The sequence below is a fragment of the Kitasatospora sp. NPDC032757 genome, from assembly GCF_055579305.1.
The window spans coordinates 18,409-43,623 of the sequence record NZ_JBVINN010000029.1 but is presented as its reverse complement, the minus strand read 5'-3'; the positions used below and the strand labels follow the sequence as shown (position 1 = coordinate 43,623).

The window sequence follows — 25,215 nt, the reverse complement described above, 5'->3', positions numbered from 1 at the left end:
CCCGGCGTGGCAGCGCTCCCGGCGTACGGGACAATGGGCAATGTGACTCGGATCGTGATCATCGGTGGCGGACCCGGCGGCTACGAGGCGGCGCTCGTCGCCGCCCAGCTCGGCGCGGAGGTGACCGTCGTCGACCGCGACGGTCTGGGCGGATCGGCGGTGCTCACGGACTGCGTGCCGTCGAAGACCCTGATCGCGACCGCGGAGGTGATGACGACCTTCGACAGCTCGTACGAGGAGCTGGGCATCATCGTCGCCGACGACACCCCGCCGCTGGAGCAGCAGGCGAGGGTGGTCGGCGTGGACCTCGGCAAGGTCAACCGACGGGTGAAGCGTCTGGCCATCGCGCAGTCGCACGACATCACCCAGTCGGTGACCCGCGCCGGCGTCACCGTGCTGCGCGGCCGGGGCCGGCTCGGCACCGGCGGGCAGGCCGTGGACGGCTCCCGCGAGGTGCTGGTGGACGCGCCCGACGGCACCGTGCAGTCGCTGCGCGCCGACGCGGTGCTGATCGCCACCGGCGCCCACCCGCGCGAGCTGCCGGACGCCCAGCCGGACGGCGAGCGGATCCTGACCTGGACCCAGGTGTACGACCTGGACGAGCTGCCGCGCGAGCTGATCGTGGTCGGCTCGGGCGTCACCGGCGCCGAGTTCGCCGGCGCGTACCAGGCGATCGGCTCCAAGGTCACCCTGGTCTCCAGCCGCGACCGGGTGCTGCCCGGCGAGGACCCGGACGCCGCCGAGGTGCTGGAGGAGGTCTTCCGCCGCCGCGGCATGAACGTGATGAGCCGCTCCCGCGCCGAGGGCGCCAAGCGCGTGGGCGACCACGTCGAGGTGACCCTCTCCGACGGCACGGTGATCAAGGGCACGCACTGCCTGATGGCGGTCGGCTCGATCCCGAACACCGCGGACATGGGCCTGGAGGAGGCCGGGGTCAAGCTCAACGACTGGGGCCAGATCCAGGTCGACCGGGTCTCGCGCACCAGCGCCCCCGGCGTGTACGCGGCCGGCGACTGCACCGGCGTCTTCATGCTCGCCTCGGTCGCCGCCATGCAGGGCCGGATCGCGATGTACCACGCGCTCGGCGACGCGGTGCAGCCGCTGAACCTGAAGACCGTGGCCTCCAACGTCTTCACCGACCCGGAGATCGCCACCGTCGGCTACACCGCCGCCGACGTGAAGTGCGGCAAGATGGACGCGGTCGAGATCAAGCTGCCGCTGCGCGGCAACCCGCGGGCCAAGATGCAGGGCATCCGGGACGGCTTCGTGAAGCTGTTCTGCCGCCCGGGCACCGGCATCGTGGTCGGCGGCGTGGTGGTCGCCCCGCGCGCCAGCGAACTGATCCACCCGATCTCGCTCGCGGTGGACGCCAATCTGACGGTCGAACAGGTGGCCAGCGCCTTCACCGTCTATCCGTCGGTCTCCGGCTCGACGGCCGAGGCCGCCCGCCAGCTCCACATCAGGAAGCGGGCCGAGGGCGAAAACTGAGCACCTGACGCGAAGTTGAGGGCGGCTGCCGGTAGGCGGCCGCCCTTCGCGCGTCCCGGGGAGTCACCCGGACGGCGGGCGCAGTTCCGGATTGCTGACGGCGCGTATTGTACGGTCACGCGCCGCTCGTGCGTGAGCAATTCCGGCTACCAGCTGCAAACGCATGAAAGCAGACGGTCACGCAGGTTACCGTCGGTTCTGTGTTTGCAGCAGAACGTCGCCAGTTGATCCTCGAAATGGTGCGCGCCAACGGAGCCGTGTCGCTCCGTGAACTGGCCCGCGTCGTCCAGACCTCCGAAGTGACCGTGCGCCGAGACGTACGGGCGCTGGAGGCAGAAGGGCTCCTCGACCGCCGGCACGGCGGCGCGGTGCTCCCCGGCGGCTTCAGCCGCGAACCCGGCTACCCGCAGAAGACCCACCTCTCCGCGGCCGAGAAGAGCGCCATCGCCGATCTCGCCGCGGGCCTGGTGGAGGAGGGTGACGCCGTGGTGGTCGGCGCCGGTACCACCACCCAGGAGCTGGCCCGCAGACTGGCCCGGGTGCCCGGGCTGACGGTGGTCACCAACTCGCTGCTGGTCGCCCAGGCGCTGGCGCACGCCAACCGGGTGGAGGTGGTGATGACCGGCGGCACCCTGCGGGGCTCCAACTACGCCCTGGTGGGCAGCGGGGCCGAGCAGTCGCTGCACGGGCTGCGGGTCTCCAAGGCGTTCATCTCCGGCAGCGGGCTGACGGCCGAACGCGGCCTGTCGACCACGAACATGCTCTCCGCGAGCGTGGACCGGGCTCTGGTGCAGTCGGCCGCCGAGGTCATCGTCCTCGCCGACCACACCAAGCTCGGCGCGGACACCATGTTCCAGACCGTGCCGACCGAGACCATCACCCGGCTGGTCACCGACGAGCACGCCACCTCCGACGACGCCACCGCGCGCGAGCTGGACGCGCTCGCCGACTGCGGAGTGCAGATCGACCTGGCGCCGCTCGGCGCCGCCCCCACCGGGGACGCCCCGGTGCACGGCACCGGCAGCGGTCCCGTGCACCAGACGCAGCCCGGCCCGGTGGCCCGCAGGGCCGCCCCGCCGCCCGGGGGCACCCCGCTGCCCGGCCAGCGCCGCCCGGGCGCGCACGGCGGCCCTGCGGGCCCCGGCGGGCCGCTGCCGGCCCGGCTCGCCGAGCTGGGCGGCATCCCGCGCGTGCGGTAGCCGGCGCCCGGCGGCGCCGGCGGCCGCTCCGGCCGGAAACGGAACCGGTCCGCACACCACGGGGGTGTACGGACCGGTCCGGCGAGGGGACTTCGTCGGTCCCCGGGCTCGTGCTGCGTCAGTCCTTGATCTCGCAGAGGGCGGCGCCGCTGGAGACGCTCGCGCCGACCTCGGCCTTGAGGCCGACCACGGTGCCCGCCTTGTGCGCGTTCAGCGGCTGCTCCATCTTCATCGCCTCCAGGACGACGATCAGCTCGCCCTCCGCGACGACCTGGCCCTCCTCGACGGCGACCTTGACGATGGTGCCCTGCATCGGCGAGGCCAGGGTGTCACCGCTGACCGCGGAGCCGGCCTTCTTGGTGCCGACCCGGCGCTTGGCCTTGGCCGCACCGGCCGCACCCGCCGCCGGAGCCGCGGAGACGCCCAGCGAGGACGGCAGCGAGACCTCGATCCGCTTGCCGCCGACCTCGACCACGACGGTCTCCCGGCCCTCGGCCTCCTCGCCCTCGCCGGGCGCACCCGCGAACGCCGGGATGGTGTTCTCGAAGTCGGTCTCGATCCACCGGGTGTAGACCTTGAACGGCCCCTCGTCGCCGTGCACCTCCGGCGCGAACGCCGGGTCGGTGACGACCGCCTGGTGGAACGGGATGGCGGTCGCCATGCCCTCCACCTTGAACTCGTTCAGCGCGCGCCGGGCCCGCTCCAGGGCCTGCTTGCGGGTGGTGCCGGTGACGATCAGCTTGGCCAGCAGGGAGTCCCAGGCCGGGCCGATGACCGAGCCGGTCTCCACGCCCGAGTCCAGCCGGACACCCGGGCCGGACGGCGGGGCGAACAGCGTGACGGTGCCCGGCGCGGGCAGGAAGCCACGGCCCGGGTCCTCACCGTTGATGCGGAACTCGAAGGAGTGACCGCGCACCTCCGGGTCGCCGTAGCCCAGCTCCTCGCCGTCGGCGATCCGGAACATCTCGCGGACCAGGTCGAGCCCGGTGACCTCCTCGGTGACCGGGTGCTCCACCTGCAGGCGGGTGTTGACCTCCAGGAAGGAGATCGTGCCGTCCACGGCCACCAGGAACTCGCAGGTCCCGGCGCCGACGTAGCCGGCCTCCTTCAGGATGGCCTTGGACGCCCGGTACAGCTCGGCGTTCTGCTCGGCGGTCAGGAACGGCGCGGGCGCCTCCTCGACCAGCTTCTGGTGCCGGCGCTGGAGCGAGCAGTCACGGGTGGAGACGACCACCACGTTGCCGTGCTGGTCGGCCAGGCACTGGGTCTCGACGTGCCGCGGGTTGTCCAGGTACCGCTCCACGAAGCACTCGCCGCGACCGAAGGCGGCGACCGCCTCGCGCACCGCGGACTCGTACAGCTCCGGGATCTCCTCCAGCGTGCGGGCGACCTTCAGGCCGCGGCCGCCGCCGCCGAAGGCCGCCTTGATGGCGACCGGCAGGCCGTGCTCCCGGGCGAACGTGACGACCTCGTCGGCGCCCGAGACCGGGTCCGGCGTACCGGCCACCAGCGGGGCGCCGGCGCGCTGCGCCACGTGCCGGGCGGTGACCTTGTCACCGAGGTCGCGGATGGCCTGCGGCGGCGGGCCGATCCAGGTCAGGCCCGCGTCGATGACGGCCTGGGCGAAGTCGGCGTTCTCCGACAGGAAGCCGTAACCGGGGTGGACGGCGTCCGCCCCCGAGTCGGCGGCGGCCTTGAGGACCTTCGCGATGTCGAGGTAGCTGGTACCGGGGGTGTCGCCGCCCAGCGCGTAAGCCTCGTCGGCCGCGCGGACGTGCAGCGCATCCCGGTCCGGCTCGGCGTAGACGGCGACGCTGGCGATACCGGCGTCCGAGCAGGCCCGGGCGACGCGGACGGCGATTTCTCCGCGGTTGGCGATGAGCACCTTGCGCACTGTGGCTCCCTTCTTGAACCTGATCGAGTCTATGGATTTCTCGGTAGTACCGGCGAGTAGCCCAAGGTTGTGAACTATCCCACACGGAGGGTGATGCGTCCGGCGGACCGATCCGCGGCCCTGCCGGGGTCGTCCCAGGTGGCGGCCGGTGAGGCCGCCGCGGCCCGCCCCGCGCGGGTGGTGACGGGGAGGTACGGCGACGCGGTGGCCTTGGCCACACTCACGGGACGGGGGTCGCGGAGGCACTCCTTTCGAGTGCCTCCGCCGTCACGTCGGCGGTCAGCTCGACCACGTCCGGGCCGTACGCCCTCGGGTTGACGACCCTGAGGACGAGGGCGAAGGTGCCGTCCGCGCCGTACGTGCGGGCGAGCCTCCGGTGGTTGGCGACCAGGTAGCGGACGGCGGCGTGGTTGGAGACGGCGGTCTGCCCGGAGACCAGGAAGGCCGGCCGGCTGCCGGGCGTGGGGTGCAGTCGGGCCAGCAGCACGAACGCCTGGCCGCCGGAGGGCTCGGACTCGTGTTCGTACCGGTACTCCTCGCCGCCCACCGTCAGCGTCAGCGCCGGGACGGTGCCGGACACGTCCCCGTCGAAGACGACCCCGGGCAGCCAGGACGTCAGGTGGGCCGCCGTCCGGTCGTTGCCGGTCGGCCCGCCGATGCAGAACTCGGCCTTGTGGCCGAGCCCCTGGCGGACGTCGTCGTGGGCGACCAGGTCGGCCACGGCCCCGCACTCCTTGACCAGCGCGGCCAGCTCCATCAGCGCGAACACGTCGTTGCGCGAGACGCTCTTGCCGCTGGCCGAGGCGGCGTGCCGGTTCACCACCATCAGGCACTCGCTGCCGGCCGGCAGGCCGAAGAACGAGCGGACGCGTTCCAGGCGCCGTCGTCGGCGCAGGTTCTGGCCGAGCCAGCCGAGCCCGGCACTGAGCGCGCTGGCGACCAGCCCCAGCACCACGTTGAGCAGACCGTCGGTCACCTGCCCGTCCCCTTCCCCGCTCTCCGTTCGAACGTCCGTCAGACTAGCGGCGGTTGACCGTCCCGGGCCATTGACGGAGGCGGAACGTCCTCCTAGCGTGCGGCAGATGAGGCTCTTCAGGGGGAAGTCGGGGGTGGCGGCCGCCGCCATAGGGGTACTGGTCCTCGCCGGCTGTGGCAGTTCGGGCACGACCGCGGCGCCGGGTGGTGCCCCACCGGGCAGTGCCTCGCCGACGGCCGGACCGGCCCGGACGCACGGGTGCCTCACCGAGGCGCAGGCCAAGGCCGGCAGCATCGACCTGCCGGCCTCCTCCGGCATCCGCCCGGCGTACTTCCAGCAGGCGGACGCCGGGCCGGCCCGGACGGCCGTGGTCTTCTCGCACCAGCTCAACGGCTCCCTCTGCGACTGGGTGCCCTACCTGCCGGAGTTCACCAAGGCCGGGTACGCCGTACTGGCCGCCAACGTGCCGGGCAGCCCCGCGAACGACCTCCCGGCCGCGCTGACCTGGCTCGGGACCAAGGGCGTCACCAGGGTGGTGCTGGTCGGCGCCTCCAAGGGCGGCACCGGCTCGCTGGTGGCCGCCGCCGAGCCGACCCCGCTGCCGGTCGCCGCCGTGGTCTCGCTCAGCGGCCCCGCACAGTACAGCGGGGACAACGCCGGAAAGGCCGTGCGGACTTCGCAGGTGCCGGAGTTCTTCGCCGCGGAGGAGGACGACTCGCCGTTCGCCGAGGACGCCCGGACGCTGCACACCGCCGCCGCGGCGCCGGTCAAGCAGCTCAAGATCTACCCGGGCTACCGTCACGGCGCGGACCTGCTCGCGGACGGCGCGCTGCCGGACGTGCTTTCCTTCCTCGCCCGGCAGGCCCCGGCGGCCGGGTGAGTCAGGCCCAGAGGTCGGTGATGCGCACGCCCAGCCCGGCGAGGAGGGTGCGCAGCAGCGGCAGCGACAGGCCGATGACGTTGCCCGGGTCGCCGTCGATCCCCTCGACGAACGGCGCCGAGCGGCCGTCCAGGGTGAAGGCGCCGGCCACGTGCAGCGGTTCGCCGGAGGCGATGTAGGCGGCGACCTCCGCGTCGTCCGGGGTGCCGAAGCGCACGGTGGTGGAGGCGGTGGCCGAGGACTGCTCGCCGGTGACGGTGTCGATCACGCAGTGCCCGGTGCGCAGCACGCCGGAGCGGCCGCGCATCGACTGCCAGCGGGCCAGCGCCTCGGCGGCGTCGGCGGGCTTGCCGAGCGCCAGGCCGTCCAGCTCCAGCACCGAGTCGCAGCCGATCACCAGCTCGCCGCCGGTCAGTTCGGCGGCGACCGCCTTCGCCTTGGCCTCGGCCAGGACGAGCGCGAGCTCGCCGGGGGTGGCGGCGGTGATCGCGTCCTCGTCGACACCGCTGACCACCACGCGCGGGTCGAGGCCCGCCTGGCGCAGCAGCCCGAGGCGGGCGGGGGAGGCGGAGGCGAGGACGAGGGCGCGGCGGTCGGTCATGCCCACCAGGGTAGAGGGGTCCTCCGCGCGTCCGTTCAGACCATCAGGAGAACGGCGAACACCAGGAGGAAGGCGGCGAGCACAGGGCCGGCGCGGCGCAGTTTCTCCTGCACCCGCCGGGCCTCGGGGGAGGGCTCGTCGCGGGGGTCTGACCAGAGCACCCCTCCAGGGTGCGCCGGGGGGACGCGGTGGCGCCTGAGTATCCGTACTCAGCTTTTCGGGGCAATCCGGGCGTGCCCGTGCGAGCGGACGCCGAGCAGGGGAGCCGGCCCGGCCGGCTCCCCTGCTCCGCGCACCGGTGCTAGCCGGCCCAGCCCGAGGTGCGCCAGACGTTGACGCCGGGCCGCGGGGTGCCCCGCAGCCGGCGGGCGCGGTCGTTCCAGGGGGAGTCCGGGCCGGCACCGGCACGGGCCGCCTCGGCGGCCTGTGCGGCGGCGGCCCGGGAGTGGACCACCGCCAGGACGGTGGCCAGCTCCTCGGGGGTCGGCTGCCCGTGCAGCACATGGATCGGGGCCATGGCTCAATCCTCTCGCGACGGCCGCTGGTGGGGGAGGGGGCCTACAGGGGGATGTTGCCGTGCTTCTTCGGCGGCAGCACCTCACGCTTGCCACGCAGCGCCCGCAGGCCGCGGACGATGTGCCGGCGGGTCTCGCTCGGCGCGATGACCGCGTCCACGTACCCGCGCTCGGCGGCCAGGTACGGGTTGAGCAGGGTGTCCTCGTACTCGGCGACCAGCTCGGCCCGGCGGGCGTCGACGTCCTCGCCGGCCGCGGCGGCCTCGGCCAGCTCACGGCGGTAGACGATGTTGGCCGCGCCCTGTGCGCCCATCACCGCGATCTGCGCGGTCGGCCAGGCCAGGTTGAGGTCCGCGCCCAGGTGCTTGGAGCCCATGACGTCGTACGCGCCGCCGAAGGCCTTGCGGGTGATGACGGTGATCAGCGGGACGGTCGCCTCGGCGTACGCGTAGATCAGCTTGGCGCCGCGGCGGATGATGCCGTCCCACTCCTGCTCGGTGCCGGGCAGGAAGCCGGGCACGTCGACGAAGGTCAGCACCGGGATGTTGAACGAGTCGCAGGTCCGGATGAACCGGGCGGCCTTCTCGCTGGCGGCGATGTCCAGGCAGCCGGCCAGGTCCATCGGCTGGTTGCCGACGATGCCGACCGGGTGGCCCTCGACCCGGCCGAAGCCGGTGATGATGTTGCCGGCGTACAGCGGCTGGGTCTCCAGGAACTCGCCGTCGTCGAGGACGTGCTCGATCACCTTGTGCATGTCGTACGGCTGGTTCGCCGAGTCCGGCACCAGGGTGTCGAGTTCGAGGTCCTCGTCGGTGACGGTGAGATCCGCCTCCTCCGGGAAGGCCGGCGGGTCGGAGAGGTTGTTGGAGGGCAGGTACGAGAGCAGGCTCTTGACGTACTCGACCGCCTCCTTCTCGTCCGTGGCCAGGTAGTGCGCGTTGCCGGACTTGGTGTTGTGGGTGCGCGCGCCGCCCAGCTCCTCCATGCCGACGTCCTCGCCGGTGACGGTCTTGATGACGTCCGGGCCGGTGATGAACATGTGCGAGGTCTGGTCGGCCATCACCACGAAGTCGGTGATCGCGGGGGAGTAGACCGCACCGCCCGCGCAGGGGCCCATGATCAGCGAGATCTGCGGGATGACCCCGGAGGCGTGCACGTTGCGGCGGAAGATCTCGCCGTACAGGCCGAGCGAGACTACGCCCTCCTGGATCCGGGCGCCGCCGGAGTCGTTGATGCCGATGACCGGACAGCCGGTCTTCAGTGCGAAGTCCATCACCTTGACGATCTTCTCGCCGAAGACCTCGCCGAGCGAGCCGCCGAAGACGGTGAAGTCCTGCGCGAAGACGGCCACCTGACGGCCGTCGACGGTGCCGTAGCCGGTGACGACGCCGTCACCGTAGGGGCGGTTCTTCTCCTGGCCGAAGTTGGTCGAGCGGTGCCGGGCGAACTCGTCGAACTCCACGAAGGAGTCCTCGTCCAGCAGCTCGACCACGCGCTCACGGGCCGTCAGCTTGCCCTTGGCGTGCTGCTTCTCCACGGCCTTGGCGGACCCGGAGTGCACCGCCTCGTCGATCCTGCGCCGCAGGTCGGCGAGCTTGCCGGCGGTGGTGTGGGGGTCGTACGGCGCCTCGGTCATCCGGTGGCTCTCCCTGATCCATGGGCCGCGACCTGTCGAGTTACTGCGCGGGCCAGGATGGGGGCCCGCGCACGAGGGCAGGGCGGCGCAACGAACTACCGTTGAGTAGCGTAGCCAGCGCGCAGGGTTTGCCGTTATGGCCAGCGACACAGTGTGTCAACGCTCGTTCTGCGGGACGATGAGGCGGCCTACGGCTTGTGGGTCCCGTCCGGCCGGTCGCGCTGCTCCGCCGGGATCGACCTGGCAGGACCTAGTCTCGTCGCCATGACCTCAGAGACCCCCCGCCGTAGTGGACTGCGCGGCTTCGGCCACGCCGGGCCGTCGCCCTGGACCGACCTGGACCGGCCGCCGCTGGACACCGAGGCGCTCCGCCGTGACCTGGTGCTTCCGGGCGGGTTCTGGACCTCGCTGGACGTCGTCACCGAGACCGGCTCGACCAACAGCGACCTGGCCGCGCGCGCCAAGGAGGGCGCGCCGCAGGGCGCCGTGCTGGTCGCCGAGGCGCAGAGCGCCGGGCGCGGGCGGCTGGAGCGGCAGTGGACGGCGCCGGCCCGTTCCGGGCTCTTCCTCTCCGTCCTGCTTCGCCCGGACGAGGTACCCGTCGAGCGGTACGGCTGGTTGCCGATCCTGGTCGGCGTCGCCGCCGCCAGCACGCTGAGCCGGGTCGCCGAGGTCGAGGTCGGCCTGAAGTGGCCCAACGACCTCCAGGTCGGCATCGGCGGCGCGGAGCGCAAACTCGGCGGCATCCTGACCGAGCTGAGCGGCGGCGCGGTGGTCGCCGGCCTCGGCGTCAACGTCTCGCTGCGGGAGAGCGAGCTGCCCGTCCCCACCGCCGCCTCGCTGGCCCTGGCCGGCGCCGCCGTCACCGACCGGGCCACTCTGTTGCGCGCGCTGCTGCGCGAGTTCGCCGGCCTCTACACGGAGTGGACGGCGGCCGCCGGCGACCCCCACGCCAGCGGCCTGCTGCGCGCGTACGCGGACCGCTGCACCACCCTCGGCCGGGAGGTCAGGGTGCACCTTCCCGGTGACCGCGAGCTGCTCGGCGAGGCGGTGGCGGTCGACGGCGACGGCCGGCTGGTGGTCCGCACCCCCGACGGCGCCCGGCGCGCGGTCGGCGCGGGCGACGTCGTGCACGTACGCCCCGAGCCGAGCTGAGCGGGACCGGCCGACCGGGACCCGCCGGGCGGGACTCTTCACCTCCCCTTGACTCGGGCGGATGCCCCGGATCGCGCGATTCCGTGCGAACATTCCACCTGGCAGCAGTGTGAGGCGCGCCACTGCCCGCCGGGTGGCGGGCGCGCCCGGACAGGCAGGACACGAGGCAAGTGCGGCAACCGCACGGGGACGGACCGGTGGCAGAGGACGGCAGCAGCGGCGGAACGGCGGGCGGCCACGACCAGACGGTCGCGCTCGACCTGGAACGCCTGATCCTGGACGCACCACGCCGCTACACCCCGTACCAGGCCGCGCGCGCCGCAGACGTCCCGATGGAGCTGGCCACCCGCTTCTGGCGGGCGATGGGCTTCCCGGACATCGGGCAGTCTCGGGCGCTCACCGACGGCGATGTGATCGCGTTGCGCCGGCTGGCCGGGCTGGTGGAGTCGGGCCTGCTCAGCGAGTCGATGGCGATCCAGGTGGCGCGGTCCACCGGGCAGACCACCTCCCGGCTGGCCGGCTGGCAGATGGACACCTTCCTGGAGAACCTCACCCAGTCCGTCGAACCCGGTCTGACCCGTGCCGAGGTGGCCTACCCGCTGGTCGAGCTGCTGCTGCCGGAGCTGGAGCAGTTCCTGGTCTACGTCTGGCGCCGGCAGCTGGCCGCCGTCACCGGCCGGGTGGTGCAGGCCGCCGAGGACACCGAGATCACCAGCGGCCGGCTCGCCGTCGGCTTCGCCGACCTGGTCGGCTTCACCCGGCTCTCCCGCCGGCTGGAGGAGGAGGAGCTCGGCGAGCTGGTCGAGACCTTCGAGAACACCTGCTCCGACCTGATCGCCGGCCAGGGCGGCCGGGTGATCAAGACCCTCGGCGACGAGATCCTCTACGTCTCCGAGGACCCGGCCACCGCCGCCGAGATCGCGCTCTCCCTGGTCGAGGCGCTGGCCGAGGACGACTCCATCCCCGCGCTGCGGGTCGGCATGGCCTTCGGCACCGTCACCTCCCGGATGGGCGACGTCTTCGGCACCACCGTCAACCTGGCCAGCCGGCTCACCTCGATCGCTCCCAAGGACGCGGTGCTGATCGACGGCGAGTTCGCCACCGCACTGGAGCAGAACGGCAGCGTCGCCCCCGCCGACGCGGACGGGCCGGGCCTCGCCGACGTGCTGTCGGCCTCCGCCGGACTCCCCGCCTCCGGCCTGCCGGTGCCCGGGCCGGATGCCGGGCACCGGTTCAACCTCCAGCCGATGTGGCGCCGCCCGGTGCGCGGGCTCGGCCTGGTCGAGCCGTGGCTGCTGTCGCGGCGCCAGCGTTCGGAGTAGCGCGTGTCCGCGGTGTGAAGCCGGTGCGTGCCCGGCGTGGCCGAACGGTTGAAACCCGTACGGCCGCGTGGATCCTTCCCGGCAAACGGGGCATAACCGAATGAAACCGCCATAGTCTTGGTGCAAGCGGCCGTACGGGTGCAGCTTCTCGGCGGGTGCGGGCCCCGGCGGGTCGCGTCCTGGGGGGGCCGAGCAGGGCCGGGCACAGGGAGCGAGGCGAGCCGGTGAGCAGTGAGGCGATCATGACGGACCGCGGCTGCGAGTACGACCGGTCACAGCCGCCGGCCGCCGCCACCGACGGGCGGCTGAAGTCCGTGGTCGAGCTCGCCCAGGACATGGCGGGTGCCCTCACCCCGCTGGAGGCCGTCCGGGCGGCCGCCGTCCGTGCCACCGAGGCGCTCGGCGCCACCATGGCCGCGGTCTCGGTCTGGGACCGCGAGTCCGGCCGGCTGCGGGTGCTGGTCAACCACGGGGAGCTGGCGCCGGGGGAGGAGGAGCTGCCGGAGGACGAGTCCTACCCGGTGGCCGACTTCCCCGAGATCGTCACCTATCTGGAGGAGCGCTGGACCACCGGCCGCCTCCCGCGCGCCTGGCTGCAGAGCGCCGAGAGCTCCGAGCCGCACGCCGGGCACTCGCACCCCACTGCCGGCGCGTACTGCCAGGAGCGCGCCGCGGCGCTGCGCCGACGCGGACGGGCCTGCTGCGTGGTCGCCCCGATCGTGCTGCACGGGCAGGCCTGGGGCGAGCTGTACCTCGCCAGGACCGTCGGGGAGCCCGAGTTCACCGAGGCCGACGCCGACTACGCCACCCTGCTGGCCGCCCAGATCTCGGCCGGCCTCGCCCAGACCGAGCGCCTCGCCGACCTGCGCAAGCTCGCCTTCTCCGACCCGCTCACCGGCCTGGCCAACCGGCGCGCGGTGGACGCCCGGCTGGAGAGCGCGCTGGAGGCGCACAACCGGGACAACATCGTCGTCTCGCTGGTGGTCTGCGACGTCAACGGCCTGAAGCGGGTCAACGACCAGCTGGGCCACGAGATGGGCGACCGGCTGCTCGAACGCTTCGCCCACCAGCTGTCGCTGGCCGCCGCCAAGCTGCCCGGCAGCCTCGCCGCCCGGCTCGGCGGCGACGAGTTCTGCCTGCTGGTCGAGGGGCAGAAGGCGGACGAGGTGGTCGCCGTGGCCGAGGAGCTGTGCGCGCGGGCCCTCGCGCTCGCCGAGGGCGAGGGCGTCGCCTGCGGGGTCGCCTCCACCGGGGACTCCATCGGCCCGGTCACCACCGCCGACCGGCTCTTCCGGCTCGCCGACGCCGCCCAGTACCGGGCCAAGGCCGCGCGCGCCGCCCACCCCGTGGTCGCCGGGCGCAGTCACGGCCCAGGCTTCTCGCCCGACCCGACCGTGCTGCTCGCCGACGCCGCGGACCCGCACCACCGGGCCGACGCCCGGGGTCGTGGCAGCGGCCGGGCCGGGGCCGGCGACCGGCGGCGGTTCCGCGGGGCCGCGCACAGCGCCGATCCGGGGCAGCTGCTCACCGCCGTGCTCACCGCCCTGGACCAGCACGGCGTGGTCCGCTCCGTGCACCCCGCCGACACCATCGGCAAGCTGGCCGTCGTCGCGGAGACCTCCGCCCGGCTGCTGGACGCGGTCGGCTGGTGGATCTCCTACGTCCCGCCCGGCTCGCACCTGATGCGGACGGCGCAGCACGCCGTCTACCGGATGACCAGCGGGCCCAGCAGCAGCCGGGCGGAGACCCAGCGGGCGCAGATCGAGGCGCCGGACGCCGTCTTCGACCTGCGGCACTACCCGATGACCCGGCGGGCCGTCCGCGGCGACGCCTTCGCCCTGCGGGCCGGCTCGGCGGGCAACGACCCGGCCGAGGAGGCCATGCTGGTCGTCTCCGGCTACCGCGGCATGGTCGCCGCCGGCGGCCAGAACGCGGCGGGCGGCTGGCTGGTCGAGCTCTTCGCCGACGACGCCACGCTCCCGCTGGGCCAGGCCGCCTGCGCCATGCGCGCCCTGGTCGCCGTCGCCCTGTCCGGTCCGGCCTCCCCGCCGCCGGGCTGAGGCCTCGGGGCGCCGGGTTGTGCCGGTTCGGTGACCGGTCGGTTCCGAGCAGGTCGCGGTCCGGTGTGGAGGGTGCCGGGGGGTTGGGTGCGGGCGGGCGGGCGTGGGATGGTGTCCGCGGTCGGCGGGCCATGGGGGCCGGCCGGATCGGGGGTTCACACCATGCGCGCTCGTCTGACGAGCCTCGTCCTCACCGCCGTGCTCGCCTTCGGCGGTGCCGCGCTCGCCACCGCGCCGGCGGCCTCGGCGGCCCAGGCCGCGCCGCGCGCCGCCGCGGTGAGCACCGCCGTCCAGGGCGCGCCGGCTGCCGCGCCGGCCGCGGCCCCGGCCGTGGGGGTGGCGGCCGACCGGCACGACACCACCCGGTTGGCCGGGTCGAAGGACAAGGCGAAGAAAAAGAAGAAGAAGGGCTTCAGCAAGATCATCGGCCTGCTCATCGGCGTCGTGGTGGTGCTGGTGGTCATTGCGGTGATCATCGCGGTGGTCGTGGCGCTCCGCCGCCGCAACCGCGGCTAGCTGTCGCCCCCCGAGGCCCCGAGCGCGCGAAGGACCGCCTCCACGAGGCGGTCCGCGTACGCGTGGTCGAGCGGGCCGAGGCCGTGCAGCCAGCGGTAGTACATCGGGCCGTAGAGCAGTTCGACGGCGAGGTCGAGGTCGGCGTCGGCGTCGATCTGGCCGGCCGCGCGGGCGGCGCGCAGGCGCTCGCGGGTGACCTCCAGCAACGGATCCATCAGGCGTTCGCGGTACTCGCGGAGCAGGGCCGGGTCGAGCAGGTACTCGGAGACGAGGCCGCGGCCGGTGTTGTCGAAGGCCGGGTCCACGAGCTGGTCGGCGGTCGGCCGCAGGACGGCCCGCAGGTCGGCGGAGAGGTCGCCGGTGTCGGGCAGGGCGAGGCTGCCGGAGGCGTCCTCGTTGGCGGCCTGGAAGGCGTCGAAGACCACCGCGCCCTTCGAGGGCCACCAGCGGTAGATGGTCTGCTTGCCGACGCCGGCGCGGGCGGCGATCGCCTCGATGGTGAGCTTGCCGAAGCCGACCTCGGCGACCAGTTCGGCGGCGGCGGCGAGGACTGCCTGACGGGAGCGCTCGCTGCGGCGGGCGGGGTCGGGTGTGCTGCTGCGGGTCATGGCTCCATTCTAGGCCGATGACGAAACGGTACGTCTCGTCTTGACGTCCCGCGAGGGGCGCCTCATGCTGGACGGGTTGCGAGACGGATCGTCTCGTCTCTCGTTGCCCGCCCGCTTTCTGGAGGACACATGACCCGCCCCGCCCACATCGCCATGGTCTCCATCCCGGCGCACGGCCACGTCAACCCCAGCCTGGCGGTGATCCGCGAACTCGTCGCCCGGGGCCACCGCGTCAGCTACGTCAACGACCCGTCCTTCTCGGGCGCCGTCGAGTCCACGGGGGCGACGCTCGTCCCGTACGAGACGGTGCTGCCGCTCACCGAGGACTCCCACGTCTGGCTGCAGGACCCGGTGGCGATCCAGAACCTCTTCCTGGACGACGCCGCCGCGATGCTCCCCGTGCTGCGGTCCGCGTTCGCCGACGACCGGCCCGACCTCGTCCTCTACGACATCGCCGGATACGCGGGCCGGGTGCTGGCCGAGGACTGGGGCGTGCCGGTCCTCCAGCTCTCGTCGACCTACGTCGCCTGGGAGGGCTTCGAGCAGGACATGGCCGGGATGTACGAGGCGCTGCACAACGGGCCCGGCGGTGCCGCGTACTACCGGCGGTTCACCGGCTGGCTGGTCGCGAACGGCGCCACCGAGCACGACCCGGACGCGTTCCAGGGCAGGCCCGGGCACGCGCTCGCCCTCGTGCCGCGCGCGCTGCAGCCCCATGCCGACCGGGTCGACCCCGCGCGGTACACCTTCGTCGGCCCGTGCGCCGACGACCGTGCGCACCAGGGCGGCTGGGAGCGGCCGGCCGGTGCCGGGAGGGTGCTGCTGGTCTCGCTCGGCTCGGCATTCACCCACCAGCCGGCGTTCTACCGCGAGTGCGTGAAGGCCTTCGGCGACCTGCCCGGCTGGCACGTCGTGCTGCAGATCGGCCGGCACACCGACCCGGCCGGGCTGGGCGAGGTGCCGGCCAACATCGAGGTGCACCCGTGGGTGCCGCAGCTCTCCGTGCTGGCGCAGGCGGACGCCTTCGTCACCCATGCCGGCATGGGGGGTGCGAGCGAGGGCCTCCAGGCCGGGGTGCCGATGATCGCGGTGCCGCAGGCCGCCGACCAGTTCAGCAACGCGGACCGGCTGGTGGAGCTGGGCGTCGCGCGCCGCCTGGACACCGGGCAGGCGACGGCGGACGCGCTGCGCGTCGCGCTGCTGGAGCTGGCCGGTGACCCGGAGGTGGCGAAGCGGCTCGACGCGCTCCGCGCCGAGGCGCTGGCCGAGGGTGGCACGGCCCGCGCGGCCGACCTGATCGAGGCCCGGCTGGGGTGAGGCCGGTTGTGCCGACGCCGGGTCGGGCCGGCGCGCGGTCGGCCCCGGCCTTCCGCCGCCCCGGGGCTCAGCCGGCCTGAACCGCGGCGGTCAGCACCTCGTCGAGCCGCGCGGCGAACGCCCGGGGGTGCGTCAGGTTGCCGTTGTGGCCGCCGGGGAGGCGGGTGAGGTCCGTGCCGAGCCGCCCGGCCAGCACCTCGGCGCAGCGGTAGCTGTAGACCGTCGGGTCGGTGATCTCCCCGACGGCGGGCACCACCCGGGTCGGCCCGGCGGCGAGCGCGTCGGCCCCGGCGGTGCCGAAGGTGCTCCGGCGCAGGGTGGTCAGGTCGTGGGCGAGGAAGGCCGTGAAGTCGGCCGCGCGCTCCGGGCCGAACGGCTGCGGACGGACCTCGGGCTCGCGCTCCTGGCGGGCCGGGTCGATCCCGGTGGCCGTCATCACCCCGCGCAGCGCCGCCTGCCAGCCGTCCCGGTGGAACACCTCCTGGATGCCGGCCAGCGCGTCGAGCGTCCCGGTGCACTCCTCGGCCGGCAGCAGGCGCGGTGCGGCCGGCTCGTGGGCGATCAGGGTGCTCAGCTGCCCGGGGTGGTCCTGGGCGAGCTGGAGTCCGATGAGCCCGCCGAAGCTGCAGCCGAGCATCAGGGCGGGCCGGTCGGTGACGGCCGCGAGCAGCCGGTGGGCGTCGTCGGCGTGCTCGGTGACGGTCGGGGTGCGGCCCGGCTCGTCGAGGGTGCTGCGGGAGATGCCGCGCCGGTCGTACGTCACCACGGTGTACCGGTCGGCCAGCCGGGCCACCAGGTCGGCGCTGCGGTCGGCGTTGCCCTCGCCGCTCTGGGCGATCAGCAGGACCGGGCCGGCGCCCTGGACCTGGTGGTGGATGCGGGCGCCGGCGGTGGTGAGCAGTGCGGTGGTCATGGCTGGGTTCCCTCCCCTGGGGCGGCCGGGTGGCCGCCGTCGGCTTCTGGACTCCAATGTAAAGCATCTTTTTCGATACATCAAGAGAGATGAATCTTTTTTGATGCATCTCTTCTGATGTACCTTGGGCCTCATGAACGGAGTCGAACTGCTGCTGCTCGGCCGGACGCTGGCGAAGATCGGCGAGGAGGCCATCCCGACCGAGGGGCTCGGCAAGCGCGCCACCGGCGTCAGGGCGGTCGTCGTCGTCATGAGCGACATCTACGAGCATCCGGACAGCGCCGTCGGCGAGATCGCCGCGCGCACCGGCCTGCCGCAGAGCCAGGTCTCCGCGGCCGTCGCCCGGCTCCGGGAGGCGGGGTCGATCGTCACCGAGGCCGACCCCCGGGACCGCCGCCGGCTGCTCGCCCGCCGCGCCCCCGAGCTCTCCGCCCGCCGGGCCGAGGTGGCCGCCGCGCCCGTCGACGGCGCGTTGGCGCGGGCGCTCGGCACGGACGACCCGGCGGAGCTGGCCGAGGTGCTGGCGGCGCTGGAGGTGCTCGCCCGGCGGCTCACGCCCGCCTCGCTGCGGCGCCTTCGGGTGGAGGTGGAGGAGGGCGAGGGCCGGGCGGTCAGCCGGTGACGCGGTCCGGGCGGGTGTAGACGTTGGCGCCCTCGCCGCGCAGGAAGCCGACCAGGGTCAGGCCCAGCTCCTCGGCGAGGTCCACCGCGAGCGAGGACGGTGCCGAGACGGCCGCCAGCAGCGGGATGCCCGCCAGTGCGGCCTTCTGGGTCAGCTCGAACGACGCCCGGCCACTGACCAGCAGGACGTGCCCGGCCAGCGGCAGCCGGCCCGCGCGCAGCGCCCAGCCGACCACCTTGTCCACCGCGTTGTGCCGGCCGACGTCCTCGCGGGCGCAGAGCAGCTCGCCGGTCGTGCCGTCGAACAGTCCGGCCGCGTGCAGCCCGCCGGTCGACTCGAAGGTGCGCTGGGCGGCCCGCAGCCGGTCCGGCAGCCCGTACAGCAGTGCGGGCGGGACGCTCAGCGGGTCGTCCGCGACCGGGTGGCGGACGTGCGTGCGGACGGCGTCCACGGTGGCGCGGCCGCAGAGGCCGCAGGCGCTGGTGGTGAGCAGGTTGCGGTGGGCGGAGAGCGGGACGGCGCCGGCGCCGCGCAGCGTCGCGTCCACCACGTTGTAGGTGTTGGCGCCGGTCTCGTCCGTCCCGGCGCAGTAGCGCAGCGCGGCGAGCTCCTGCGCCGTGTGCACCAGCCCCTCGCCGACCAGGAAGCCGGCCACCAGGTCGAAGTCCTGCCCGGGGGTCCGCATGGTCACGGTGAGCGGCTCGCCGCCGAGCCGGATCTCCAGCGGCTCCTCCGCCGCCAGCGCGTCCGGCCGCGTACTGCGCGCGTCCCCCCGTAGCCGCACCACCCGCCGTCGCGCCGTCGCCCGCGTCATCGCCCCGCCACCTCCGTGCCGTCCGTCACCCCCACAGCGTGCGCCACGGGCCGGGGTAACCGAAAATCCTGCTGACCGGCGCAGTGTCCGTGGCGGCCGAATGGCCCAGGACGGTTGTCATATCTTCATTCACCTGATGTGATGGTGTATATGGATATGCACAGTGCTGCGACCCCCCACGCGCCGCTCGTCCAGGTCGGCAAGGCCGACGTCAGTGCGGAGGACGTGCTGGCCGTCGCCCGGGGCAACGCCAAGATCGAGATCGGCCCCGACGCGCTCGCCGAGATGGCGGCCGCGCGCGCCCGGATCGACGCCCTCGCCGCCGAGCCGCGCCCCGTCTACGGCGTCTCCACCGGCTTCGGTGCGCTCGCCGTCCGGCACATCAGCCCCGAGCTGCGCGCCCAGCTCCAGCGCTCGCTGGTGCGCTCGCACGCCGCCGGGATGGGCCCGGCGGTGGAACGCGAGGTGGTCCGTGCGCTGATGTTCCTGCGGATGAAGACGCTGGCCTCCGGCCGGACCGGCGTGCGCCCCCTGGTCGCCCAGACCATGGCCGCCATCCTCAACGCCGGAATCACCCCGGTGGTCCGCGAGTTCGGCTCGCTCGGCTGCTCCGGCGACCTCGCGCCGCTCTCGCACTGCGCGCTGGTGCTGATGGGCGAAGGCGTGGCGACCGGCCCCGACGGCGTCGAGAAGCCCGCCGGCGAGCTGCTCGCCGCGGCCGGCATCGAGCCGGTCGAGCTGCTGGAGAAGGAGGGCCTGGCCCTCATCAACGGCACCGACGGCATGCTCGGCATGCTGGTGATGGCCATCTCCGACCTCCAGCGCCTGTTCACCACCGCCGACATCACCGCCGCGATGACCCTGGAGGCGCTGCTCGGCACCGACAAGGTGCTCGCCCCCGAGCTGCACGCCCCGATCCGCCCGCACCCCGGCCAGGCGCTCTCCGCCGCCAACATGCTGGCCGTCCTCAAGGACTCCGGCCTCACCGGCCACCACCAGGACGACGCGCCGCGCGTCCAGGACGCCTACTCGATCCGCTGCGCCCCGCAGGTCGCCGGCGCCGGCCGCGACACCCTGGCCCACGCCGCACTGGTCGCCTCCCGCGAGCTGGCCGCCTCCGTCGACAACCCGGTGGTGCTGCCGGACGGCCGGGTCGAGTCCAACGGCAACTTCCACGGCGCCCCGGTCGCGTACGTGCTGGACTTCCTCGCCATCGCCGCCGCCGACCTCGGTTCGATCTCCGAGCGCCGCACCGACCGGCTGCTCGACAAGGCCCGCTCGCACGGCCTGCCGGCCTTCCTGGCCGACGACCCGGGCGTGGACTCCGGCCTGATGATCGCCCAGTACACCCAGGCGGCGCTGGTCAGCGAGAACAAGCGGCTCGCGGTGCCGGCCTCGGTCGACTCGATCCCGTCCTCGGCGATGCAGGAGGACCACGTCTCGATGGGCTGGTCCGCCGCCCGCAAGCTGCGCCAGGCGGTCGAGAACCTCGGCCGGATCCTCGCCGTCGAGCTGACCGCCGCCTCCCGTGCGCTGGAGATCCGTCAGCAGGCCGACTCCAGCGGCACGGTGGCCCCCGCCACCGCCGCCGCCATGGCGGCGGCCCGCGAGGCCGGGGTCGGCGGCGCCGGCCGCGACCGCTTCCTCTCGCCGGACCTGGAGGCCGCCGCCGCGCTGGTCGCCTCCGGCGCGCTGCTGCAGGCGGTCCAGAAGGTCACCGGGCCGCTGGCCTGACGCACGCCCACGCGGCCGTCGCGGAGCGGGTGGGCTCAGTCCCACTCGCTCCGCGACCGCTTCGGCCGGCGGTCGTCCCGGCGGTCGGACAGCACGGCGGCGAAGTTGACCCCGACGATGCCGGTCCAGCAGACCACCAGGCCCATGAAGCCGGTGAAGCCGTTGGTGCCGCCGTCGGTCGCGATGGCGGTCAACGGGATGCCCAGGACCAGCGAGAGCAGCGGCAGCCGGTTGCCGGAGCGGCCGAACGGGCGGCGGCGCAGGTGCTCGGCCGGCCCGTAGTCGTCGAGCCGCTCCGAGACCCGGCGCTCCACCCGGGCGTCGAGACGGGCGTCCATCCGTGCGTCGAGCCGGGCCAGGAACGAGTCGACCAACTCCGACTCGTACTCCTTGCCCAGCTCTTTGCGGGCCTGCAGGGTGGCGTCGAGGTCGCGCCGCAGTTCGTCCTGGCGAGTGTCCATGCCGCCAAGCCTGGGCCCGCGGTACGCCGCCGGTCCATCGGTTCGCGCGGTAATCGGGGCGGACTCAGGGGGAAATCAGGGTCCCCCCGAGAAGTGCCCGGGGGCCTCGTCCGGGCGCCGGTCCCACCCCTCGGGACGTCTCACCGGGCGTCCCGGCGTACGAGACGTCTTTGCCAGCGGGCGCGCGCTGCTGCACAGTCGTCGTCCGAACAGCTCGCACCCGGAGGTACTGTGATGACCGCCACCGACGACACCGGCACGGTCGGCCCCTCCGCCCGGCTGCTCCAGCTCTTCGAGGGCCACCGGCTCACCCCCACCCAACGCCGGATCGCCCACTCGCTGGTCCGGCACGCCACCGAGGCCCCGTTCCTCTCCAGCGTCGAGGTCGCCGAGCTGGCCGGCGTCAGCCAGCCCTCCGTCACCCGCTTCGCGGTGGCGCTCGGCTACGACGGCTACCCGGCGCTGCGCAAGCAGCTGCGCGAACTGGGCGCGGGCGAGCCGGCCGCCCCGGAGACCCCGGCCGACGCCGTCCGCAACGAGCACCAGCAGGCCGTCCTCGCCGAGATCGAGCACCTGCGCCACCTCGCCGAACTCCTCGCCGACCCCGAGCCGATCACCCGCGCCGCCCGCCTCCTCGCCGCCTCCCGCCCGCTGCCCGTCCTCGGCCTGCGGGCCGCCTCCGCGCAGGCCCGTGGCTTCGCCTACTTCGCGGCCAAGGTGCACCCCGACATCCGGCTGCTCGACGAGGGCGGGAGCATGCTCGCCGACCGGCTCGAACAGGCCGCCGCGGCCGGCGCCAGCGCCCTGCTCTGCTTCGCGCTGCCGCGCTACCCGCGCGAGCTGATGGACGCCCTGGCCGTCGCCCGGGAGTGCGGGTTGACCGTCCTCACCGTCGCCGACAGCGCCTTCGCGCCGGTGGCCAAGCTCTCCGATCTGATGCTGCCGGCCGCCGTCGGCACCGGCCTGGTCTTCGACACCGCCTGTGCGCCGATGATGCTCGGCCGGGTGCTGCTGCAGACCATGTGCGACGAACTCCCCGGCGCCGAGGCCCGGTTGGAGGCGATCGAGCAGGCGGCGGCGGCGCGCGGTCTCTTCCTGGAGTAGAAGGGGCCCGGAGCGGCCGGCGGCGGCCGGCGGCGGCCGGCGGTCAGCCGGCGAGGGCGGTCCGGAGCCGCTCCAGGGTGGCGCGCATGCCGGCCCGGTTGGCCGCGGCCCGCCGCTCCGGGGAGACCCCGGTGAAGACCTTGCCGAGCAGCTCGGCGAACGGCGCGCTGCGTCCGGTGCGCAGGTCCCGCCAGTACTCGGTGACCGTCGTCCCGCCGTTCCCGTCCGCAGTGAAGCGGTAGCCCCACTCGGCGATCGGGATCCCGAACGAGTCGACCCGGAAGGCGAATTCACGGTCCGGGTCGGCGACCGTCACCCGGCAGGTGGTGAACCAGACGAAGAGCCCGCGGCGGTTGAACCCGACGAACCGCTCGCCCGCCCGGAGCGACCCCCGGCGGGCCCAGACCGCGCGGCATTCCGGGCTCCACTCGCCCGTCCGGCGCACCTCGCTGACGGCCCGGTACGCGGCGGCCGGTCCGGCCGCCACCGTGACGCTCTCCTCGACGCTCCACTCGCGGCCCATTGCGGCCCCTCCCCGATCGCTCCCGCCCGGTGTCGGCGCTTCTGCGCGCGCAAGTGACCGTACCGTCACGTTGCCGATCCGCCCAGAGCGGGTATCACCCTGTCAGGGGGTGCCGCCATGCGCGTGATCCACGAGATGAAGTTCGTCGGCCGGCTCGCCTCCGGCGCCGACGAATGGTCCTGCCCCGCCTGCGGACGCCGCGTCACCCTGCGCCGTCTGCCCGACCCCGAACTCGTCGTCCTCGACCCGGGCGACCAGAGCGCCGTCCACGTCGGCGTCATCGAGCCCGACGCCGGTACGGCCGCCGCCGAGAAGTACGGCCTGGGCCCGGTCCAGGAGATCCCCCGCCCGCCCCGCCCCCCGGCCGCGGCCGGCCCCGACGCCGACGACCGCCGCTGGCTCGCCGAGATCGGCATCGACTGGGACGGCGACGCGGCGGCGTGACGCGCGCTCAGCGCCTCGGGCCGTACAGCGGCAGCTCGTCGGTGCGCAGCTCCGGCGGCAGGGGTGCGGCGAGCGGGACGGGCTCGCCGTACTTGCCGTGCAGTACGCCCTGGTAGGCGCCGTCGCGCGGGTGGGTGTAGAGCGTCCGGACGCCCGTGCGGGGGTCGGCCGAGAGCAGCACGGCCACCCCGGCGATCGCGTACCACTCGGCCTTGGCCGTGATGCCGCCGGCGCGCTCGGTGCTGGAGATCACCTCCACGGCCAGTGCGACGTCGTGCGGGTCGGCCAACCAGTCGTCGTCCTCCTCCCAGCCGGTGGGGAGGACGACGAGAGCGGGTGTGGCGTAGTCCTCCGCGTTGTCGGGCATGGCGACGGACGAAACCTCGAAGGCACCGAGCCTGCCCGGCAGTCGCGACTCCAGCTGGATCCTCGGCCGGCGGACGGTTCCCGCGTGCATGCCGCGAGGAGCGGGGGCATCACCATGTTCCTCCGATGATCTGGACGCGGAGGCCGGTGCTCCGCTCGATCTCGGCCGCCGCGTCCCGGAGCCTGCCCGGTCGCACGCTGATGGCCGTCATCGTGTCCTCCGCTCCTTGGCACTGGGCCGAGTGGCTGGTGTTCGCTCGCTTCGGGGTAGCGCTCGGTGGTCGATCGTACGGGCGCTGATCGGATGGGGTCCGAGGTCTGGCCGAGGGCTGAATGATTGGATATATTCAGCAGAGTCGAGCTTGAATGAATTCATCCGCAGAGAGGCCGGGACATGGTGCAGCAGCAGACGAGCGGACCGCGTGAGGTGCGTGCGGCGCGCGGGACGGCGCTGACGACGCAGGGGTGGCAGCAGGAGGCCGCCCTGCGGATGCTGATGAACAACCTCGACCCCGAGGTGGCCGAGCACCCGTCGAAGCTGGTGGTCTACGGCGGCACCGGCAAGGCGGCCCGCGACTGGCGTTCCTTCGACGCCATGGTCCGCACGCTGCAGACGCTGAAGCAGGACGAGACCATGCTGGTCCAGTCCGGGCGTCCGGTCGGTGTCATGCAGACGCACGAGTGGGCGCCGCGGGTGCTGATCGCCAACTCCAACCTGGTCGGCGACTGGGCCAACTGGGAGGAGTTCCGCCGGCTGGAGAGCCTCGGGCTCACCATGTACGGGCAGATGACCGCCGGGTCGTGGATCTACATCGGCACCCAGGGCATCCTCCAGGGCACCTACGAGACCTTCGCGGCCGTGGCCAACAAGCGGTTCGAGGGCACCCTGGCGGGGACGATCACCCTCACCGCCGGCCTCGGCGGGATGGGCGGCGCCCAGCCGCTGGCCGTCACCATGAACGGTGGCGTGGCGATCTGCATCGACTGCGACCCGTCCCGGATCGCCCGCCGGATCGAGCACCGCTACCTGGACGTCGAGGCCAAGAACCTCGCCCACGCGCTGGAGCTGGCCACCGCCGCCCGCGACAAGAAGCAGCCGCTCTCCATCGGCCTGCTGGGCAACGCCGCCGAGCTCTTCCCGCAGCTGCTCGCGATGGACGCGCCGATCGACATCGTCACCGACCAGACCAGCGCCCACGACCCGCTGAGCTACCTGCCGATCGGCGTCTCCTTCGACGACATGGCGACCTACGCGGCCGAGAAGCCCGCCGAGTTCACCCAGCGCTCGCGCGACTCGATGGCCAAGCACGTCGAGGCGATGGTCGGCTTCATGGACGCCGGCGCCGAGGTCTTCGACTACGGCAACTCGATCCGCGGCGAGGCCCAGCTGGCCGGCTACGACCGCGCCTTCGCCTTCCCCGGCTTCGTCCCGGCGTACATCCGGCCGCTGTTCTGCGAGGGCAAGGGCCCGTTCCGCTGGGCGGCGCTCTCCGGCGACCCGCAGGACATCGCCAAGACCGACAAGGCCGTGCTCGACCTCTTCCCGGAGAACGAGTCGCTGCACCGCTGGATCAAGATGGCCCAGGAGAAGGTGCACTTCCAGGGCCTGCCCGCGCGCATCTGCTGGCTCGGCTACGGCGAGCGGGACAAGGCCGGCGAGCGGTTCAACGACATGGTCGCCTCCGGTGAGCTGTCCGCCCCGATCGTCATCGGCCGCGACCACCTGGACTGCGGCTCGGTCGCCTCCCCGTACCGCGAGACCGAGGCGATGCTCGACGGCTCCGACGCGATCGCCGACTGGCCGCTGCTCAACGCCATGGTCAACGTCGCCTCGGGCGCGTCCTGGGTCTCCATCCACCACGGCGGCGGCGTCGGCATCGGCCGCTCGATCCACGCCGGCCAGGTCACGGTGGCCGACGGCACCGCGCTGGCCGGCGAGAAGATCCGCCGGGTGCTCACCAACGACCCGGGCATGGGCGTCATCCGGCACGTCGACGCCGGCTACGACCGGGCCGACGAGGTCGCCGCCGAGCGCGGGGTCCGCGTCCCGATGGGTGAGCTGTGAGC

Annotated in this window: 24 protein-coding genes and 1 pseudogene; 13 read left to right on the top strand and 12 right to left on the bottom strand. The window is 73.7% G+C overall.

Going from position 1 to position 25,215, the window contains the following annotated elements:
* The first annotated feature begins 33 nt into the window (after positions 1–33).
* Positions 34–1,488: an NAD(P)H-quinone dehydrogenase gene (locus tag ACZ5WK_RS27195; RefSeq protein ID WP_465550993.1), complete on the top strand. Its 1,455-nt coding sequence runs from the start codon at positions 34–36 to the stop codon at positions 1,486–1,488.
* A gap of 236 nt (positions 1,489–1,724) precedes the next feature.
* Entirely contained in the window at positions 1,725–2,687 is a 963-nt protein-coding gene (locus ACZ5WK_RS27190) for a DeoR/GlpR family DNA-binding transcription regulator (protein WP_465551093.1), read from the top strand.
* 118 nt (positions 2,688–2,805) lie between these two features.
* On the opposite strand, the gene ACZ5WK_RS27185 is transcribed toward ACZ5WK_RS27190, so the two are convergent.
* Positions 2,806–4,581: an acetyl/propionyl/methylcrotonyl-CoA carboxylase subunit alpha gene (locus ACZ5WK_RS27185; RefSeq protein ID WP_465550991.1), complete on the bottom strand. Its 1,776-nt coding sequence runs from the start codon at positions 4,579–4,581 to the stop codon at positions 2,806–2,808.
* 220 nt (positions 4,582–4,801) lie between these two features.
* Positions 4,802–5,557 carry a hypothetical protein gene (locus ACZ5WK_RS27180; protein ID WP_465550989.1) on the bottom strand — a complete coding sequence of 252 codons (756 nt, stop codon included), beginning with the start codon at positions 5,555–5,557 and terminating at the stop codon, positions 4,802–4,804.
* A 106-nt stretch (positions 5,558–5,663) separates the two neighbouring features.
* On the opposite strand from ACZ5WK_RS27180, the gene ACZ5WK_RS27175 reads away from it, so the two are divergent.
* Positions 5,664–6,437, top strand: a complete 774-nt coding sequence (locus ACZ5WK_RS27175) for an alpha/beta hydrolase (protein WP_465550987.1) — start codon at positions 5,664–5,666, stop codon at positions 6,435–6,437.
* 1 nt (position 6,438) lies between these two features.
* Here the strand turns inward: ACZ5WK_RS27175 and ACZ5WK_RS27170 are convergent, their stop codons facing one another.
* From ACZ5WK_RS27170 to ACZ5WK_RS27155, 4 genes are all read right to left on the bottom strand, one after another.
* Positions 6,439–7,038 carry a nucleoside triphosphate pyrophosphatase gene (locus ACZ5WK_RS27170; RefSeq protein ID WP_396321342.1) on the bottom strand — a complete coding sequence of 200 codons (600 nt, stop codon included), beginning with the start codon at positions 7,036–7,038 and terminating at the stop codon, positions 6,439–6,441.
* Positions 7,039–7,073: 35 nt separating this feature from the next.
* Entirely contained in the window at positions 7,074–7,199 is a 126-nt protein-coding gene (gene mmpB, locus ACZ5WK_RS27165; RefSeq protein WP_396321341.1) for a morphogenic membrane protein MmpB, read from the bottom strand.
* Between the two features lie 140 nt (positions 7,200–7,339).
* Positions 7,340–7,555 carry an acyl-CoA carboxylase subunit epsilon gene (locus ACZ5WK_RS27160; protein WP_396321340.1) on the bottom strand — a complete coding sequence of 72 codons (216 nt, stop codon included), beginning with the start codon at positions 7,553–7,555 and terminating at the stop codon, positions 7,340–7,342.
* Positions 7,556–7,596: 41 nt separating this feature from the next.
* Positions 7,597–9,189: an acyl-CoA carboxylase subunit beta gene (locus ACZ5WK_RS27155; protein WP_465550983.1), complete on the bottom strand. Its 1,593-nt coding sequence runs from the start codon at positions 9,187–9,189 to the stop codon at positions 7,597–7,599.
* Positions 9,190–9,453: 264 nt separating this feature from the next.
* Here ACZ5WK_RS27155 and ACZ5WK_RS27150 point away from each other — a divergent pair, with 264 nt between their 5' ends.
* The 4 genes and pseudogenes from ACZ5WK_RS27150 to ACZ5WK_RS27135 all read left to right on the top strand — a co-directional run bounded on the left by ACZ5WK_RS27150 (position 9,454) and on the right by ACZ5WK_RS27135 (position 14,242).
* A complete protein-coding gene (locus ACZ5WK_RS27150; protein WP_465550981.1) occupies positions 9,454–10,344 on the top strand; it encodes a biotin--[acetyl-CoA-carboxylase] ligase in 891 nt (296 codons plus the stop codon).
* A 197-nt stretch (positions 10,345–10,541) separates the two neighbouring features.
* A complete protein-coding gene (locus ACZ5WK_RS27145) occupies positions 10,542–11,666 on the top strand; it encodes an adenylate/guanylate cyclase domain-containing protein (protein ID WP_396321337.1) in 1,125 nt (374 codons plus the stop codon).
* A gap of 242 nt (positions 11,667–11,908) precedes the next feature.
* Positions 11,909–13,159: pseudogene (locus tag ACZ5WK_RS27140) on the top strand (GGDEF domain-containing protein); the annotation flags it as partial.
* A 729-nt stretch (positions 13,160–13,888) separates the two neighbouring features.
* Positions 13,889–14,242, top strand: a complete 354-nt coding sequence (locus ACZ5WK_RS27135) for a hypothetical protein (RefSeq protein WP_465550979.1) — start codon at positions 13,889–13,891, stop codon at positions 14,240–14,242.
* Here the strand turns inward: ACZ5WK_RS27135 and ACZ5WK_RS27130 are convergent.
* Positions 14,239–14,850, bottom strand: a complete 612-nt coding sequence (locus ACZ5WK_RS27130; RefSeq protein WP_465550977.1) for a TetR/AcrR family transcriptional regulator — start codon at positions 14,848–14,850, stop codon at positions 14,239–14,241. The genes ACZ5WK_RS27135 and ACZ5WK_RS27130 overlap by 4 nt on opposite strands.
* Before the next feature lie 129 nt (positions 14,851–14,979).
* Between ACZ5WK_RS27130 and ACZ5WK_RS27125 the strand changes: the two genes are divergently transcribed.
* Positions 14,980–16,167 carry a macrolide family glycosyltransferase gene (locus tag ACZ5WK_RS27125; RefSeq protein WP_465550975.1) on the top strand — a complete coding sequence of 396 codons (1,188 nt, stop codon included), beginning with the start codon at positions 14,980–14,982 and terminating at the stop codon, positions 16,165–16,167.
* 67 nt (positions 16,168–16,234) lie between these two features.
* On the opposite strand, the gene ACZ5WK_RS27120 is transcribed toward ACZ5WK_RS27125, so the two are convergent.
* Positions 16,235–17,080 (bottom strand): alpha/beta fold hydrolase, encoded by an 846-nt coding sequence (locus ACZ5WK_RS27120; protein ID WP_465550973.1) that lies wholly within the window; start codon positions 17,078–17,080, stop codon positions 16,235–16,237.
* A gap of 133 nt (positions 17,081–17,213) precedes the next feature.
* Between ACZ5WK_RS27120 and ACZ5WK_RS27115 the strand changes: the two genes are divergently transcribed.
* Positions 17,214–17,702 carry a MarR family transcriptional regulator gene (locus ACZ5WK_RS27115; RefSeq protein WP_465550971.1) on the top strand — a complete coding sequence of 163 codons (489 nt, stop codon included), beginning with the start codon at positions 17,214–17,216 and terminating at the stop codon, positions 17,700–17,702.
* On the opposite strand, the gene fdhD is transcribed toward ACZ5WK_RS27115, so the two are convergent.
* Positions 17,692–18,516, bottom strand: coding sequence for a formate dehydrogenase accessory sulfurtransferase FdhD (gene fdhD, locus ACZ5WK_RS27110; RefSeq protein WP_465550969.1), 825 nt, complete (start codon positions 18,514–18,516; stop codon positions 17,692–17,694). The genes ACZ5WK_RS27115 and fdhD overlap by 11 nt on opposite strands.
* Before the next feature lie 150 nt (positions 18,517–18,666).
* Here fdhD and hutH point away from each other — a divergent pair, with 150 nt between their 5' ends.
* A complete protein-coding gene (hutH, locus tag ACZ5WK_RS27105; RefSeq protein WP_465550967.1) occupies positions 18,667–20,250 on the top strand; it encodes a histidine ammonia-lyase in 1,584 nt (527 codons plus the stop codon).
* A gap of 35 nt (positions 20,251–20,285) precedes the next feature.
* Here hutH and ACZ5WK_RS27100 read toward each other — a convergent pair whose 3' ends face one another.
* The gene (locus tag ACZ5WK_RS27100; RefSeq protein WP_465550965.1) at positions 20,286–20,711 is read right to left on the bottom strand and encodes a hypothetical protein; all 426 of its coding nucleotides are present in this window, start codon (positions 20,709–20,711) and stop codon (positions 20,286–20,288) included.
* 234 nt (positions 20,712–20,945) lie between these two features.
* Between ACZ5WK_RS27100 and ACZ5WK_RS27095 the strand changes: the two genes are divergently transcribed.
* Positions 20,946–21,815, top strand: coding sequence for a MurR/RpiR family transcriptional regulator (locus ACZ5WK_RS27095; RefSeq protein ID WP_396321329.1), 870 nt, complete (start codon positions 20,946–20,948; stop codon positions 21,813–21,815).
* 43 nt (positions 21,816–21,858) lie between these two features.
* On the opposite strand, the gene ACZ5WK_RS27090 is transcribed toward ACZ5WK_RS27095, so the two are convergent.
* Complete coding sequence (locus ACZ5WK_RS27090) at positions 21,859–22,338, bottom strand: SRPBCC family protein (protein ID WP_465550963.1); 480 nt, start codon at positions 22,336–22,338, stop codon at positions 21,859–21,861.
* Positions 22,339–22,455: 117 nt separating this feature from the next.
* Here ACZ5WK_RS27090 and ACZ5WK_RS27085 point away from each other — a divergent pair, with 117 nt between their 5' ends.
* A complete protein-coding gene (locus tag ACZ5WK_RS27085) occupies positions 22,456–22,782 on the top strand; it encodes a hypothetical protein (protein ID WP_465550961.1) in 327 nt (108 codons plus the stop codon).
* Between the two features lie 7 nt (positions 22,783–22,789).
* Here the strand turns inward: ACZ5WK_RS27085 and ACZ5WK_RS27080 are convergent, their stop codons facing one another.
* Positions 22,790–23,239, bottom strand: a complete 450-nt coding sequence (locus tag ACZ5WK_RS27080) for a Uma2 family endonuclease (RefSeq protein WP_465550959.1) — start codon at positions 23,237–23,239, stop codon at positions 22,790–22,792.
* A 303-nt stretch (positions 23,240–23,542) separates the two neighbouring features.
* Here ACZ5WK_RS27080 and hutU point away from each other — a divergent pair, with 303 nt between their 5' ends.
* A complete protein-coding gene (hutU, locus tag ACZ5WK_RS27075; RefSeq protein WP_465550957.1) occupies positions 23,543–25,213 on the top strand; it encodes a urocanate hydratase in 1,671 nt (556 codons plus the stop codon).
* Positions 25,214–25,215: the final 2 nt, after the last annotated feature.